This window comes from Rhodococcus sp. IEGM 1318 (genome assembly GCF_033142465.1).
GTDB classification, from domain to species: domain Bacteria; phylum Actinomycetota; class Actinomycetes; order Mycobacteriales; family Mycobacteriaceae; genus Rhodococcus_F; species Rhodococcus_F qingshengii_B.
Genome location: NZ_JAWLSC010000001.1, coordinates 74461 through 90391 on the forward strand (window position 1 = coordinate 74461; position 15931 = coordinate 90391).

Annotated in this window: 15 protein-coding genes; 9 read left to right on the top strand and 6 right to left on the bottom strand. The window is 60.7% G+C overall.

All coding sequences use genetic code 11. The annotated features are described in order from the left end of the window. Position 1: 1 nt before the first annotated feature. The 5 genes from urtE to urtA are packed head-to-tail and all read right to left on the bottom strand — an operon-like array spanning position 2 to position 4829. The gene (gene urtE, locus R4P65_RS00355) at positions 2 to 694 is read right to left on the bottom strand and encodes an urea ABC transporter ATP-binding subunit UrtE (protein ID WP_003941544.1); all 693 of its coding nucleotides are present in this window, start codon (positions 692 to 694) and stop codon (positions 2 to 4) included. Between the two features lie 3 nt (positions 695 to 697). Then, the gene (urtD, locus tag R4P65_RS00360; RefSeq protein ID WP_070796597.1) at positions 698 to 1534 is read right to left on the bottom strand and encodes an urea ABC transporter ATP-binding protein UrtD; all 837 of its coding nucleotides are present in this window, start codon (positions 1532 to 1534) and stop codon (positions 698 to 700) included. Beyond that, positions 1531 to 2637 (bottom strand): urea ABC transporter permease subunit UrtC, encoded by a 1107-nt coding sequence (gene urtC / locus R4P65_RS00365; protein ID WP_317825079.1) that lies wholly within the window; start codon positions 2635 to 2637, stop codon positions 1531 to 1533. Before urtC ends, urtD begins: the two co-directional genes overlap by 4 nt. Continuing rightward, a complete protein-coding gene (gene urtB, locus R4P65_RS00370) occupies positions 2634 to 3518 on the bottom strand; it encodes an urea ABC transporter permease subunit UrtB (protein WP_095970422.1) in 885 nt (294 codons plus the stop codon). The genes urtC and urtB overlap by 4 nt, the downstream gene beginning before the upstream one ends. Before the next feature lie 54 nt (positions 3519 to 3572). Then, positions 3573 to 4829: an urea ABC transporter substrate-binding protein gene (urtA, locus tag R4P65_RS00375; RefSeq protein WP_317825080.1), complete on the bottom strand. Its 1257-nt coding sequence runs from the start codon at positions 4827 to 4829 to the stop codon at positions 3573 to 3575. A gap of 267 nt (positions 4830 to 5096) precedes the next feature. Between urtA and R4P65_RS00380 the strand changes: the two genes are divergently transcribed. From R4P65_RS00380 to R4P65_RS00420, 9 genes are all read left to right on the top strand, one after another. Further along, the gene (locus R4P65_RS00380) at positions 5097 to 5837 is read left to right on the top strand and encodes a helix-turn-helix domain-containing protein (RefSeq protein WP_317825081.1); all 741 of its coding nucleotides are present in this window, start codon (positions 5097 to 5099) and stop codon (positions 5835 to 5837) included. A 126-nt stretch (positions 5838 to 5963) separates the two neighbouring features. Beyond that, positions 5964 to 7148 (top strand): ABC transporter substrate-binding protein, encoded by a 1185-nt coding sequence (locus R4P65_RS00385; RefSeq protein ID WP_317825082.1) that lies wholly within the window; start codon positions 5964 to 5966, stop codon positions 7146 to 7148. Between the two features lie 15 nt (positions 7149 to 7163). Further along, positions 7164 to 8039 carry a branched-chain amino acid ABC transporter permease gene (locus tag R4P65_RS00390; protein ID WP_020906730.1) on the top strand — a complete coding sequence of 292 codons (876 nt, stop codon included), beginning with the start codon at positions 7164 to 7166 and terminating at the stop codon, positions 8037 to 8039. Further along, entirely contained in the window at positions 8039 to 9067 is a 1029-nt protein-coding gene (locus R4P65_RS00395; RefSeq protein WP_317825083.1) for a branched-chain amino acid ABC transporter permease, read from the top strand. Before R4P65_RS00390 ends, R4P65_RS00395 begins: the two co-directional genes overlap by 1 nt. Beyond that, the gene (locus tag R4P65_RS00400) at positions 9064 to 9837 is read left to right on the top strand and encodes an ABC transporter ATP-binding protein (RefSeq protein ID WP_317825084.1); all 774 of its coding nucleotides are present in this window, start codon (positions 9064 to 9066) and stop codon (positions 9835 to 9837) included. The genes R4P65_RS00395 and R4P65_RS00400 overlap by 4 nt, the downstream gene beginning before the upstream one ends. 1 nt (position 9838) lies before the next feature. Beyond that, positions 9839 to 10543, top strand: coding sequence for an ABC transporter ATP-binding protein (locus tag R4P65_RS00405; RefSeq protein WP_124567899.1), 705 nt, complete (start codon positions 9839 to 9841; stop codon positions 10541 to 10543). A gap of 9 nt (positions 10544 to 10552) precedes the next feature. After that, positions 10553 to 12193 (top strand): class I adenylate-forming enzyme family protein, encoded by a 1641-nt coding sequence (locus tag R4P65_RS00410; RefSeq protein WP_317825085.1) that lies wholly within the window; start codon positions 10553 to 10555, stop codon positions 12191 to 12193. A 68-nt stretch (positions 12194 to 12261) separates the two neighbouring features. After that, positions 12262 to 13281: an alpha/beta hydrolase gene (locus R4P65_RS00415; protein WP_317825086.1), complete on the top strand. Its 1020-nt coding sequence runs from the start codon at positions 12262 to 12264 to the stop codon at positions 13279 to 13281. A gap of 131 nt (positions 13282 to 13412) precedes the next feature. Beyond that, positions 13413 to 14435 (top strand): alpha/beta hydrolase, encoded by a 1023-nt coding sequence (locus R4P65_RS00420; RefSeq protein ID WP_317825087.1) that lies wholly within the window; start codon positions 13413 to 13415, stop codon positions 14433 to 14435. A gap of 9 nt (positions 14436 to 14444) precedes the next feature. Here R4P65_RS00420 and ramB read toward each other — a convergent pair whose 3' ends face one another. Next, complete coding sequence (ramB, locus tag R4P65_RS00425; RefSeq protein ID WP_317825088.1) at positions 14445 to 15857, bottom strand: acetate metabolism transcriptional regulator RamB; 1413 nt, start codon at positions 15855 to 15857, stop codon at positions 14445 to 14447. Positions 15858 to 15931 lie beyond the last annotated feature (74 nt).

A 15931-nucleotide genomic window follows, 5' to 3' on the forward strand; every position in this document is an offset into this window, starting at 1 on the left:
GTCAGATTGCCATCGCTCGACGAACCGCCTCGGTGGACGTGGTGCCGCCCTCACCGGTCGAGGTCACGTGTCCGGCCGCGAGAATGCTGTAATGCTGAGCAGATTGGAGCGCGAAACCGATGTGCTGCTCGACGAGGAGGACACCGAGATCGCCGCGCTCGGTGAGTTCCATGACGGTTCTTTCGATTTCGGCGACCACGTTGGGCTGAATGCCCTCGGTTGGTTCGTCGAGGATGAGGATCTTGGGCTCGGTGATCAAGGCGCGGGCGATGGCAAGTTGTTGTCGCTGCCCACCGGAGAGAAGCCCGGCACGACGGTCGAGGAGTGTGGTGAGCGCGGGAAACAGATCCAATGCCTCTGCGATGAGTGCCTTTCCGCGTTTGCGCCCGTCGGCAACGACTCGAAGATTCTCGGCAGTTGTCAGTTGTCCGAACGACTGCTGACCCTGCGGTACGTAGGCAAGTCCGCGAGCGACGCGGGCGCTCGGCCGTAGTCCGGTGATGTCCTCACCGTTCAGAAGTACCTTTCCCCGCGTAGGTTTGATCAGACCGACGGCGGCGCGCAGCAAGGTGGTTTTACCCGCACCGTTGTGACCCATGACTGCCGCAACCCCGTCACTGGGAACCAGCAGGGAAACGCCGTGGATTACTTCGGTGCGTCCGTAGCCGGCGCGGATGTCGACGAGCTCGAGCATGATTCAGTCCTCCGGGGTCGGTTCGGTTTCGGCGCCGAGATCGGTTCCGGCAGCGGCTGTGCCGAGATAGACTTCTTGCACCTTGGGGTCGGCTTGAACCTCCGCCACAGTTCCTTCGGCGAGTACTTTCCCAGCGGCGAGCACTGTGACGGACGTGGCGAACGATCGCATGAAGTCCATGTCGTGCTCGACCACGACGACGGTTCGTGCACCGCCGATGCGGCGCAGGAGGTTTCCGGTCTCCTCGCGCTCCTCCAGGCTCATCCCAGCGACGGGCTCGTCGAGTAGTAGCACGGAACAGTTCTGCACCAACAACATTCCGATTTCGAGCCACTGTTTCTGCCCGTGCGCCAGAATGCCCGCGGGAGTGTCTCTGAGGTGCTCCAAGCCGGTTGTCTCCAGAGCCTCCTCGATCTCGGGGAGCACACCTTTGCGCCTTCGGAGCAGGTTCCACGCCGATCGACCGGCTCCCGCCGCGATGTCGAGATTCTGCAGCACCGAGAGTTCTTCGAAGACGCTTGCCGTCTGGAAGGTTCGCCCGACGCCGAGGCGGGCGATCTTGTGAACCTTCTTGCCGAGCAGTTGCTCGCCGGACTTCGTGATCGAACCCGTCGCGGGAACGAGTCCGGTGATGGCGTCGACCAGCGTTGTCTTTCCAGCCCCGTTCGGGCCGATGAGAAACCTGAGGTCGCCCTGCATGAGGGTCAAGTCGACGCCGTCGACGGCCTTGAAACCGTCGAAGCTGACCGAAAGGTTCCGTACTTCGAGGTACTCGGACGACATTCCGGCGTTGCCGCCCAGTGCCGGTGTGGGTTCGCTGGTGGCGGTTGTGTTGGTCATGACGACACCTCCACTGGTTCGGGTTGGGAGACCTTGACCGGTGGGTCAGCCGGGGTCTCACGCTTCTTGCGGTGGCGCATCAGGGCGAACAATCCGGCCACACCTGCCGGGAAGAATCCGACCACGACGATGAACATCAGCCCCTGAGCGTAGATCCATCCCGATGGGAGTTTCTCCGAGAATGTCGACTGTGCCCATGCGACGCCGATCGCACCGAGTACCGGACCGAGAAGCGTTGCGCGGCCGCCGATCGCGACCCCGATGAGGAAGGCGATGGACGGGACGATCCCGACGTCGGCGGGGGAAATGATGCCCACGATCGGAACGAACAGCGCGCCGGCGATACCGGCAAGGAACGCCGCGGTCACGTAGGCGACCAGTTTGATGTTCGCCGGATCGTATCCGAGGAAACGTACTCGCTCCTCTTGATCACGGACGGCGACGAGGAGTTCGCCGTATCGGGAGTTCATCAGCTGGCGAATGAGAGCGACCGACGCGAGAAGAACTCCGGCAGCGATGAAGAACAACATCTGCTTGTTCGCCGGATCGTTGAGATTGAAACCGAAGAACGTACGAAAACGGTTGAGGCCGTTGCTGCCACCGATCGACTGCTGGCCGATCAAGAGGATTGCAAAAGCCGCGGCGAGTGCCTGCGAGAGGATCGCGAAGTACGCGCCCTTGACTCTCCGTTTGAACACACTGAGTCCGAGGAGAAAGGCAACAGCGGCCGGCAGGAAAAGGATGGCGAAGATCGCCACGAATGGCGAGGCGAACGGTTGCCAGTATCCCGGCAGTTCGGTCTTGCCGGCGATGGACATGAAGTCCGGGACCGCGTCACCCTTGAGTTCGGCATCGGCGATCTTGAGGTGCATCGCCATCACGTAGGCGCCGATCCCGAAGAACACCCCCTGGCCGAGCGTGAGCATTCCACCTCTGCCCCAAGCCAAACCGATACCGACAGCGACTATGGCGAAGCACAGGAACTTGGCCAACAGTGACAGCCTGAAGTCCGAGAGCGCAGCCGGAGCGACGGCGAACAGCACGATGGCGGCGAGTGCAAAACCGCCCCACACCCGAATTCGGGAATTGTTCAGGATGCTCATACGAGGCTCCTCGTCTTGACTGCGAACAGGCCCTGTGGCCGGACTTGAAGGAAGACGACGATGATGACGAACACGATCACCTTCGCGATCGACGCCGTCGTCGAGTACTCGATGAACGAGTTCAAGATGCCGAGGGCGAAGGCTGCGATCACAGCTCCCTTCATCTGACCGAGACCGCCGACGACAACAACCAGGAAGGCGTCGATCAGATACGACTGGCCGATGGTCGGGCTGGTGGAACCGATGAGCGTCAACGCGACACCCGCGACGCCGGCGAGTCCGGATCCGAGGAAGAAGGTCGTGATGTCCGTACGACGAGAAGAGATTCCGCTCGTCTCGGCCAGATCGCGATTCTGTACGACGGCGCGGATGCGTCTACCCATCGACGACTGCTTCAGCGCGACCGAAAGCGCGATCACCGCAGCGATCGCCAATACCAGAATGAAGATTCGTGTCTTCGGGACCACGGCGCCGAAAATGTCGACCCCACCCGAAAGCCAAGTCGGTGCCGAAACATTGACTGCCGGCGCCCCGAAGATGTCTCGTGCCAACTGCTGAAGGATCAATCCGACACCGAACGTCACCAACAGGGTGTCGAGGGGTCGGTGGTACATTCGCGATACCAGGACCACTTCGAGCACGACACCCATCAGTCCGCCGACGACAAAACCGACGAGCAGAGAAATGATCAACGATCCCGTCGCATTCGAGATCACCTGCTGCACTACGTATGCGGTGTACGAGCCGGCCATGATGAACTCGCCGTGTGCCATGTTGATGACACCCATCTGCCCGAACGTGAGAGACAATCCCAACGCTGCCAACAGGAGAATCGATCCGATACTCAAACCCGTGAACAACTGTCCGATCACAACATCCATGACAGACGCTCCACCTCTCTACTCGTCGATTCCGTCAATTCCGCCTTTCGTTGATCAGCTGCCGAGTCCCTCGGCCCAGGGGTAGTTCTTCAGGTACGGATCCGGCTCGATCGGCTGTCCCGAATCCCAGACCGTGTAGATCAGTCCGTCGGAACGGATTTCGCCGATTCGGGCAGTCTTGGTGATGTGGTGGTTGTCGCCGTCGATGGTGACGAGTCCTTCGGGTGCCTGGAAGGTCACACCGTCGGCGTTGTCCTGAATATCCTTGACCGCAAACGAGTTGGCCTTCTCGACGGTGTTCTTCCAGAGGTAGACGGAGGTGTATGCCGCTTCCATCGGATCGGACGTGGGCTTGTCCTGGCCGAACTTCGCCTTGTACGCCTCGACGAACTTCTTGTTCTCGGGGGAGTCGATGGTCTGGTAGTAGTTCCACGCCGTCAGCTGGCCTTCGACGTTCTGGACTCCGATACCGCCGACCTCTTCCTCCGCAATGGAGACGGAGACGACGGGCATGTCGGCGGGCTTCAGGCCGACATTCGAGTATTCACGGAAGAACGCGACGTTGGAATCACCGTTGAGTGTGTTGAACACGGCATCGGCGTCGGCTGTGCGGACCTTGTTCACGATGGTGGAGAAGTCGGTCGAGCCCAATGGCGTGTAATCCTCGCCCTTGATCTCGATGCCGTTCGCTGCCGCGTACGCCTTGATGATGCGGTTGGCGGTCTGCGGGAACACGTAGTCGCTGCCGACCAGATACAGCGACTTGACGCCCTTCTCCTTCAGGTAATCCAGAGCCGGGATGATCTGCTGGTTGGTCGTTGCACCCGTGTAGAAGATGTTCTTCGAATCTTCCAGTCCCTCGTACTGGACCGGGTAGTAGAGCAAGGAGTTGTTGTCCTCGAACACCGGCAGCATGGCCTTGCGGCTCGAGGAAGTCCAGCCACCGAAAACTGCTGCGACGCAATCGCTGCTGATCAGTTTCTCGGCCTTCTCGGCGAACACTGTCGGCTCCGACGCGCCGTCCTCTGCCACGATCTGGATCTTCTTGCCCAGCACACCGCCGGAATCGTTGATCTCCTGCACCGCCAACGAGATGGAGTCGCGGACCGTCACTTCACTGATGGCCATGGTGCCCGAGAGTGAATTCAGGGAACCGACCTTGATCGTGTCTCCCGAGGTGTCGACGCACGACGTAGCCGTCGAATCTCCCGCTGCGGTGTCTGTCGCCTTGCTTCCGCAACCGGTGAGAACCAAGCCCAGCGCGGCGAGAGCGGCCGGCGCGGCAAGGGTGCGCTTCGAGAAGGTTCGCATGTACGGGCCTTTCGTGTCGATGGCTCTGGCAGACAATGGCTCTGACAGATCTGTATCCGGGGTGCGTATACAACGCTGTATTCGTCGAGTGCACAGAGTAGGTGGAAGTTGTTGCGGTGGAATGACTGTCGGTGACAAGTGTGTGTCCGGTGTTTCCATTCGATGTCCGGGACCTCACACCGCAGGTCAGCAGGGGTGCGGTGTTAGCATCGACGAGAAATCGATCAAGCACTCGCTTGACAATCGGAACGTCGGAAGGATCTTCTCGTGCGCTCGACCCGACGGGACGAAATACTCGCTCATGCGGCCAAGCTGTTCAGCGAGCGGGGAATCGCCGCGACGACGGTGCGCGACATTGCCGACGAAGTCGGGATCCTTTCCGGGAGCCTTTATCACTACTTCGACTCCAAGGATGCGATAGCAAACGAGATCGTCGTCCGGTTCCTCGAAGATCTCAACGTCCGGTACGAGGACTCGATCGAGCCGGAAGGTTCGGCTCGCGATCGCCTGGCCACGATGGTTTCGGTGTCTTTCGCCTCCGCGGTCGATCACCCATATGCCACAGAGGTGTATCAGGGCGAGGCCATTCTTTCGTCGCAGCCGGCTGACGCTCCCATCACCGTCCTGGTGCAGAAGGCCCACAGTTACTGGCGATCGGCCATCACGCGCGGAATCGCGGACGGGGAGTTCCGAGAGGACATCGATCCCGAACAGTTTCACCGTCTCCTGCGTGAATCCGTCTGGTCCACCGTCGCGCAGTATCGCCCGCAGCTTTCCGAGATGGCGGATGATCTGCAGCGCAATCTGATTTCGGTTTTCCTGGACGGCTTCGCCGCACGTTCCGTCGACGGCGAGCCGGTGGCACGCATTGCGCGGCGCACGGCGAAGAAGGAAGCGCAGACCGTATCTCCTGCCTCCGAATTTGCCGAACTCCGCTCTGATGTCGATGAATTGAAGTCCGTCATTCGCGAACTCAGCTCCTCGATCCGGCATCTGCAGAAGCCGTAACACCGCAGTTCCTGCGCGTGTAGTTCGAATTTTGACTATCGGTGTGACCCAGTGCATACTTCTGTCCACACTCGTAAATCAAGCGCTTGTTTGATTTACCAAGCAGAGTTTGGACGGGAGATTGATGTGAGACTCGGAAAGGCGATTGCCGTCTGCGCGGCAGTGGTCCTCGGGGCGAGCGCGTGCGCATCTGCCGGTGTCATTCCCGAAGACATCATCGTCATCGGTTTGGACGAGGATTCCACCGGGCCCGGTGCGTCGTACAGCACGATCGCCGGCAAAACCGTGCGCATGACTGTCGACCTGATCAACCAGGCCGGCGGAATCAACGGCAAGCAGGTGGAATTGGTTGTCGAGAATGACGAGAGCAGTCCCACCAAGACCCCGTCGATCATTCGGAAGTTGGTCGATCACGGATCAAGTGCGGTCATCCTCGCCACCGGCAGCGGGTCGGTGCTGCAGGCCAAGTCGATTCTCCAGCAGTCGAAGATTCCCGCGATAGCTCCGGTCGTTCTCAGCGACGCCTTTGCCTCGGCGCCCGACAACGACTACTCGTTCATGATTCCGAACTCCTTGAAGCAGTACGCCCAGGTGTACTGCGGGGCTTTCGAGAAGATGGGGTACAAGTCCCTGGGAATTCTCGGTGACGCGAGTGCGTCCATCGACGGAATCATCAAGACCCTGCGTCCGGCGCTCGAGAAGTGCGCGAGAGTGACGGGCGTCGAAAAGGCGCCGGTCGATGCCGCGGACATCACCGCACAGGTCTCACGTCTCGCGGAAACCGAACCGGACGCGATTCTGGTCGCCAGTATCGGCGGGCACTTCGAAATCCTCGCGCATAACACCTTGTCGAAGATCACCCCGCAGACGCAACGCTTCTCACTCGCTTCCATCGGAAACCAGCCCGCATCTTGGGCTTTGGCGGACCCGAAGGCGTTGAGCGGCATGGTGTACATGGGCTCGCTCAGTGAGAACAACCCGAGAACCGCCGAACTGCGTCGCAAGGTGCAGGCGGTGAAGGGGCCTGATTATCAACTGACCGCCTACGACGCACAGGCGTACGACGCCGTCATGATGTTGGCCGAGGCCATCGAGATTGCCGGCGACCACCGAGATCGAACGGCCGTTCGTGATGCTCTTCAACAGGTTTCGGCACTTCCCGCCAGCTTCGGCCAGGACGGATTGACACTGTCGTTCTCCTCGCAGGATCACCTGGCTCCGGACAGCCTCTGCGGACTGGTGCTCGTCGAATTCGGTGAGGACAACAAGCCGGCCCATCCGTGGGATTCCTACCAACCCCCGTGCGGATAACCGAGGAGCCTTGACATGACAGACGCACAACTGTGGCTCGCAGCCATCGAGATCGGTGCATTCTTTTCACTGATAGCCCTCGGCATGTATCTCGTGGTGGTCGGCGCCGATTTCTTCAACTTTGCGATGGGCCCGTACGCGATGGCTGCGGCCATGGCGTCGAGTTGGGTCGCGATCAATTACGGGCTCGCTCTCTGGATTGCCATGCCGCTAGGGATCGCGGTAGCGGTGGCGCTGTCGATCCTGACGGAAAAGCTTGTGGTCAAACAGGTTCAGAAGCGTTCGGGTCGTGGGGAACTACCGGCGTTGGTGGCTGTGACCGCAGTACTGTTCGGGATCCAGCAGCTCGCCGGCACTGTCTTCGGCCGAACACCACTTCCCGGGCAGAAGATCTTCGACTTCGATCCGATATCGGTGCTCGGTGCCACCGTCGACAGTTCGACCGTTGTACTCGTCGTCGGAACTGCCGTGATCTTCGTCGGTATCGGACTGTGGCTGAACCGGTCCACCTCGGGACGTCTGCTACGCGCCGTCGGCGACAGTCCGGATGCCGCCCGCGTCCTGGGCTTGCCGGTGGATCGGGTACGCCTCATCGCGTTCACCCTCGCGGGTGTGATTGCCGCCGTCGCCGGACTTCTGTTCGCTCCTAAGGCCGGTGTTCAGTTCACGAGCGGTCTGTCATGGACGCTGACGGCATTCATCGCACTCGTCATCGGTGGTACCGGCCGGAGTTGGGCTCCGCTGATCGGCGGAATGGTGTTGGGCGTCGTCCAGGTATTCGCCCCGTACTACTTCGGTGCGAGTGCTGCTCAAACCGCGATTCTGTTGATTGCCCTGGTGTTCTTCGCTTTCCGTCCGGAAGGCTTGCTCTCGAGGAAGGTTCGCGTCTGATGGCCTCGCTTTCCACCAGTCCGCTGACGTCAAATTCGCCCACTCCAGCCTCCAGTTCCCGGACGGGGATGCTCGCTGTGTCACGGGAAGCGCTGATCACCGTGGTCGTGGTTGCTGCCGTGCTGCTGTGGATGGGGCCGAGTCTGTACCGGCAGGATCTGGTGTTCCTCGCTGCGACGTATTCGCTGATCGCACTTGGCATGTACGTGCCATTCGTGCTCGCGGGATCACTGTCGATGGCGTACAGCGCGTATGCGGCGATCGGCGCGTATGCCGTTGCGCTGATCTCGGTTCGGACCGGGTTGTCGATGTGGTGGGGATGGATTCTCGGCGCCCTCGCCGCTGCAGCGGTTGCAGTACTCCTCAGCTTGGCAACACAGAAACTCTCCGGCTTCTACCTTGCCGCGGTGACCTTGTTGTTCGGTATCGCTTTCGAGCACTGGTTGATCGACGGGCCGAGTTTCACCGGCGGGTCGGCCGGGATCTCGGGCGTCGAGACTGCGACGATGTTCGGCTGGGAGCCACCGCGCTACGCATTGGTCGTGTTCGCGATCTTGTTCGTGTGTCTGATCGCGGTCGCTGTCGATCGACTCCGGAAATCGGTGTGGGGGCTGATGTTGCAAGCTGCCCGCGACAATCGTAATGTCGCACGGTCTTCCGGCGTCAATCCTGCGCACCTGACCGTCGTGGCGCTGGCGATCGGTGCCGCGATCGCGTCGACCGGCGGATCGCTGTTCACCGTGTCGGTGCAAGCTGTCACTCCTGAAACCTTCACTCTCAGTATTGTTTTCCTCGCAATCTTCATGCCAATCATCGGCGGTCGCGGTTCGGCGTGGGGTGCTCCGCTCGGTGCATTGATCGTGGTGATCGTGACGCTGAACATGCCCGGCTACCAGGGAAGCGGCGAACTCCTGCTTGCCGGAGCCGTCCTGGTGATCCTCATCGTCGCGCCTGGTGGGGGGATCGGGTGGAGTCAGAACGTTCTGGGTCGAATGAACCGTCTGTACAAGGAGCGTGGCAATCGATGACTCGGCTACTCGAAGTGAGCGGGCTCCACAAGTCCTACGGCGGCGTCCGCGCTGTCGACGATGTCTCGTTCAGCGTCGGACCGGGAGAGGTGATCGGACTGGTCGGCCCGAACGGGGCAGGCAAGACCACACTGGTGGACTGCATCTTCGGTACACAGCAAGCAGATTCCGGAACCGTCGCGCTCGCGGGTGCTGCCTTGACCGGGCCGTCGGAGCGCCGTGCACGGCAAGGGCTCTCGCGCACGTTTCAACATCCGCAGCTCGCGGCGGAACTCGACGCCGTCGACAACATCATCCCGGGACTGTACGGACACAAGATCACCTCACCTCTGCACTCGCTGTGGTGGGCGATCAAAGGACCGTTCGAGAACTGGGACCGGACAGCACAGCGGGCCCGGGAGATTGCTGTGCGATACTCGGTCACCGATGTCGAGAGTGCTTGCGGGGATCTCAGTTTGGGGGCGCAGCGTCTGGTCGAGGTGGCGCGGGCGATGGCGACCGAACCCGATGTTCTCCTGTTGGACGAACCGTTTGCCGGCGCGGATCACGACGGCATCGCTGCCATCTCCGGTGCCGTGCGATCGATTGCCGCGCAGGGCAAAGGAGTAGTCCTGGTCGATCACAACGTCGATCTCATCGCGGCGCTCGCCACCAAGATCGTGCTGCTCAATTTCGGATCAGTGGCGTTCTACGGACCACCGCAGGAGTGCTTGGCCAGCGACGCGATGCGAGAAGTCTATTTCGGTTCCGAATACGAGGAAGGCGCCTGACATGCTCGAACTCGACAGAGTCACAGTTCGATACGGATCCGCTGTCGCCGTCCGGGAAGTCTCCCTTGTCGCCCCCGCCGGTGAAGTGACAGCGATCGTCGGTCCTAACGGTGCAGGCAAGACCAGCTTGGCGGGATCCATCTACGGCTCGGTTCCCGCCACCGGGACAATCAGATTCGATGGTCGAGAGATCCAGAAATTATCGGCACTGGATCGTGTCCGCAGCGGATTTGCCTACGTTCCCCAAGGCAGGCAACTGTTCATGCGAATGTCCGTTCGCGAGAACCTACGAGTCGGCGCAGACCTGCTGGGATTGAAAGCCGAAGCCGTGGAAACAGCTTTCGAGAGGTTCCCGATCCTGCGTGAACGCTCGGAGAGTTATGCCGGGGTCCTCAGCGGTGGTGAGCAGCAGATGTTGGTTCTGGGGCGGGCCCTTCTGGAAACCCCGAAGGTGTTGCTCCTCGACGAGATGATGACAGGACTGGCACCGAAAATCGTCGCGGAGCTGCGAGCGCTGGTCGGGGGTCTGGCCGCCGAGGGTGTGACCGTCATCGTGACGGAACCGGCACTTACTGCACTGAAATCGGTTGTCGACCGCGGATATGTCATGCAGCGCGGCGAACTCGTCCGCGAATGCGATTCCGCAGCGACACTGGACAACGCGTACAAACAATCGATGGGCGTCCTCAGCGCCGACGGGAGATGATCGACGATCATGCTTGAAACGAAGACACTCGACTTCACCGTCGGTGAATTCGCCACGAATCCGGACCGGTTCGCCGGCGTCAGCATCAGCGAAATGGTCAGGCATTGGTCTGAGACCATCCCGGACGAAACCGCCTTTGTCACTCCGGAATCGAGGGTGTCGTGGAAACAGTACGACGCGGCTGCCGATGCGATCGCGTCGGCGCTGGATCTAGCTGGTGAGGGGTACGGACATGTAGCCGTGTTGCTCCCCGACACCGCTGTCTTTCATGCGGCTCTCTGCGCAGCATTTCGTACCGGCCGCGTCGCCGTCGGAATCGGTTCGCGCTCGGGCATTCGCGAGATCTCTCATCTGATCGCCCGCTCGGAAGCCTCCGTTCTCGTCACCACTCGCACGCTGCGAGGCGTCGATACCGCCGAACTCGTGGCGAGTCTGCGGGCAGAGCATCCCGGACTGGACGTCGTCTTCGCCGACGAACGCGCAGACGTGAGTTTCGAACGCGTGAGCGCACACGGCGAACTCATCTCGTTGCCGGTCGAGCTAAAGCAGTTCCCCGCAACCAGTCCGTGTTTTGTCACGTCAGCTGTTTCGATGCTGAACTCGACCTCCGGCACAACAGGCCTGCCCAAACTGGTCACACAAACCGAGGATCGTTGGGTTGGTTTCTCCGAGATTGCAGCCGAGGCGGCGGCGATCGGTCCGGATGAGGTGTTCCTCGGCGCGGTTCCGGCACCTTTCGGATTCGGCCTCTGGACCTCACATTTCCTGCCGGCGCTACTCGGTGCTCGCAACGTCGTCATGGAACGCTTCGACGTTTCGGTGATGATCGAGTTGATCGAGCGCGAACGGGTGACTGCTTTGAATTGTGTGAGTACACAATTCAAGATGCTGTTGCGTTCGGAGGCCGCGGAATCGGCCGATCTCTCGTCACTTCGTTTCATGTTCACCGGTGGTGAAGCCGTGCCGTATTCGGAGGCACTGGCCTTCGAACAACGTACCGGAGCGGCTGTCCTGCAGTTCTACGGATCAAACGAAACCGGCGCCGTCTCGGTGACGACGGTTTCGGACGGTTCCGATACCCGACTGAAGACGTGCGGCCACGTCATCGATCGCATGCAAGTTCGTGTATTCGACGATGCGGCAAAGGAAGTGACCGGCTCCGTTCGTCGCGGTCAGCCTGCGGTCAACGGCCCGCTGATGTGCCAGGGTTATTGGGGCGACGTCGATGCAAACGACGAGTTGTACACCGACGACGGTTGGATGCTTCTCGGCGACATCGTCGAGATCGACGAGACCGGGCGGGTGCGTGTGGTCGGGCGCAAAGCCGACATCATCATTCGAGGCGGCAAGAACATTTCCGCGGTCGAAGTCGAGGAGTACGTGCGCGCGCATCCTTCGGTGGAACTGGTCGCCGTGGTCGGAGTCGACGATCCGCTGTTCGGTGAGAAGGTCTGTGCGGTCGTCGTGTCCGCCGATGACGATCTGAGTTCGGTGGACCTGACCGCCTGGCTGCAGAGCCGAGGAGTGACCCGCGAGTACATACCCGAGTACGTGATGACGGTCGCCGAATTGCCGATGGCGGCAGGCGGCAAAGTAGCCAAGGGCGAAGTCAAGGCACTCGCGCAGAGGCGGATCACTGAACTCGGCTGATCGCGCCTGACAGTACCGGCGTCGCGTTACGCTGATCCGGACATTGTGCCGAGAGTGAAGGAAACCCGATGACGAACCCTTCACCGCATCGGTGGCGCAAACGCTTGCTGTGGGCTCTGGCAATTGTGTTCGTTCTGGTCGGAGCCGTGGTTCTGGCCTTCGTTCTGAGCCCGAGACCTGGCGCACTCACCGTGCGATGGGTCTTCGATCGTGATGCCGTGAAAGTCACCGAGGCGCTCGAGAAGCATGCGCCCGAAGGCGTCGACTCGATCAAGGACCAGCAGTACCGCGCCGATGACGACGACGCATACCTGGATGTCTACTTTCCCGCAGCGACGACGACCGCATTACCTACGGTGATCTGGACTCATGGCGGTGCCTGGATCTCGGGAAGCAAGTCCAACTACGCGACGTACTACGAGTTGCTGGCCTCTCGTGGCTACACCGTTGTGTCCCTGGACTACTCACTCGGACCTGAGCATCACTATCCGACAGCGGTGCGGCAGCTCAACGACGCTCACGCGTACGTCGTTGCGAATGCGGAACGGCTGCATGTTGATCCGACGACGGTCGTTCTCGCCGGTGATTCTGCGGGAGCGCAACTCTCGAGTCAGCTCGCCACTCTCATCACTGATCCCGCGTATGCGAACCGTGTGGGCGTGGTCCCGTCGCTGCGGCCGGATCAGTTACGTGGAGTAATCCTGAACTGTGGAATCTACGACGTCGGGAACATGGTCGGCGGACCCGGCATCATCGGGTGGGGGGTTGATCGGTCCCTCTGGGCGTATACCGGCGTGCGTGACTTCATGAGTACCGACGCAGCGGATCAGATGTCGACCTTGAACTACGTCAGCGCTCAATTTCCGCCTGCCTACATCAGCGGCGGCAACGCGGATCCTTTGACAGATTCTCAGTCGAAACCGTTGGCTGACAAATTGACGGGGTGGGGAGTTGCGGTCGACACACTGTTCTATCCGGCCGATCACGTTCCGGCGCTCGGTCACGAGTATCAGTTCGATCTGGACAATGCCGACGGTCTCACTGCCCTCGATCGCACGGTTCAGTTTCTCGACGCACACACCCGCTAGTTGTCGGATGATGGTGAACCACTGGCAAAATGGTCATTTCAGACAAAGCGCCGCGGGTGTGTTGCCGGGGAATTCTCGACTAGTCCTTTTGGTCTAGCCTGGGTGAATCCGATCCGACCCCAGGAGTTGTTGTGCGCGCGTCTTCCCCCGACAGACGGCGAAGGCGCATTGTCGGAATCGCGGCGGTATTCGTCGTCATTCTGCTGTCCGGGGTAACCGCGGCACTCGTCAGTCCGTGGCCGGGAGTTCTCCTCGTACGGTGGATGTCAGCGGGTGGCTCCGAAGCGACTCACGCACAACTCGACAGGCATGCACCGTCAGGAATCGTCTCGATTCTCGATCAGTCGTACCGCGACGGCGACGACGATGCGCAACTGGACGTGTACTACCCGTCGGAGTCCACTTCGGCGCTACCGACGGTGGTCTGGGTGCACGGCGGTGGCTGGGTATCGGGATCGAGAACTGATGCCGACGGTTACTACAAACTGTTGGCAAATCAAGGTTTCACTGTGATTTCGGTGGACTATTCACTGGGGCCGGAGGCGTATTACCCCACCGCAGTGAATCAACTGAACGACGCGTATCGATTCATTGTGAGCAATGCGGACAGGTTGCATGTCGATTCGAACAATCTCTTTCTTGCGGGAGATTCGGCAGGCGCGCAGTTGTCCAGTCAGTTGGCGACGGTCATGACCAGCCCTGACTACGCGTCGGAAATGGGTGTGGAACCGGCATTGCGTCCCGAGCAGATACGCGGAGTTGTCCTTGACTGTGGGGTCTTCGATCTGAAACCGCTACTGTCGCAGGGGAAGTACTTCGGTTGGGGCGTCGACAAGCAATCGCTGTGGGGATACCTCGGAAGGAGGGACTTCGACGGGTCGACTGCAGTGGGTCAGATGTCGACACTCGGGCATGTCACCTCGACCTTTCCAGCGACGTTCATCACCGGCGGAAACATCGATCCGCTGACTGCCAGCCAGTCGAAACCCATGGCAGAACGGCTCGCCGGTCTGGGCGTCGAAGTAGACGCACTGTTCTACCCGGACGATCACGAGCTTGCACTGGACCACGAATATCAGTTCGACCTCGATACCGTGGACGGGATGATTGCGTTCGATCGCACAGTCGCGTTCCTTCGCAACCACGTGAGTTAGTCAGTGCGCTCAGCGAATCACGTACGGCGAAATCGAACTCCGGTGCTCGCTGATATCGAGGTCTTTACCCAACGGGGGGAAGGCACGCTGCGGACAGTTGAGGCGTTCGCAGACGCGGCAGCCCGAGCCGATCGGCGTTCCCGGATTCGACTCGTCCAGATCCAGACCGTCGCTGTAGACGAGTCGGTGGGCGTGTCGAATCTCGCATCCCAATCCGATGGCGAAGATCTTTGCGGGCTGTCCGTATCGAGCCGCTCGACGTTCGACCGTGCGCGCAACCCAGAGGTATCGGCGGCCGTCGGGCATCTGCGCGATCTGGGGCATGATCTTGCCCGGATATGAGAACGTTTCGTAGACGTTCCACAGCGGGCACGTACCGCCGCTGGTGGAGAAGTGGAATCCGGTGGCGGACTGACGCTTCGACATGTTTCCGGCACGGTCGACACGTACGAACATGAAGGGGACCCCGCGAAGTTTGGGGCGCTGCAGGGTCGAGAGGCGGTGACAGATCGTTTCGTAGCTCGCGGAATAGAAGGCAGACATGCGCTCGATGTCGTAGCGGAAGTCCTCGGCAACCTCGTGAAACTGGCTGTAGGGCAGCACGGTGGCCGCGGCGAAATAGTTGGCCAAGCCAAGCTTCGCCAGGGAGACCGACGCTTCGCTGGTGAAGTTGCCCTCGGCCACCAACGAGTCGAGCAGCTCGCCGTGTTCGAGGTACGCGAGTTCTGTCGCGAACTTGAAGACCTGTTGCCCGCCCGAGAGCCTTGCGGAGATTTCCAGCAACCTGGTGTCGGGATCGTAGCGATGAAGTATGTTCTCGCCCAAGTCGACTCGTCGAACGATCTGCACGTCGTGGACGGACTCGAGACGTCTGGCGATCTCGCCGGCGACGTCGCCACGGTGAAAGCGCATTCGGGCGGTGAGTTCTTCGGCTGCGGTGTCGAGATCGTGGATGTAGTTCTGTCGCTGATAGAAGTAGTCGCGCACTTCCTCGTGCGGCATGGTGATCGAACCGCTGCCACTGCCGTCCGAGAAACGGTCTTCCGTCGCTGCGGCGAGCTGGGCCGTCGTGTTGCGGAAGCGGCGATGCATATTCACCATCGCCTTGGCGAGGCCGGGGTGGGTGGAGACCATCTCCGCGATTTCGTGGGCGTCGGCGTCGATACCCATCTCCTGATCGAGGGCAACTTCACGCATTTCCGCGATCAGGCGTGTGTCGTCCTGTGGGGAGAAGAAGGTGGTGTCGACACCGAAGACTTCACTGATTCGCAGGAGGACCGGCACGGTGAGTGGCCGGACGTCGTGCTCGATCTGATTGAGATAGCTTGCCGAGATCTCCAGCGTCTTGGCCAGCGAAGCCTGACTCAACCCACGCTCGGTCCGCAGTTGGCGGAGCCGGACACCGACAAAGGTTTTCGACATTTTCCCAGGATACGAGCGACGGTCCGGCTTCGCAAAGGTGGGTTCGCAGTCTTCGCACAGGGGCTCCGCCCCCG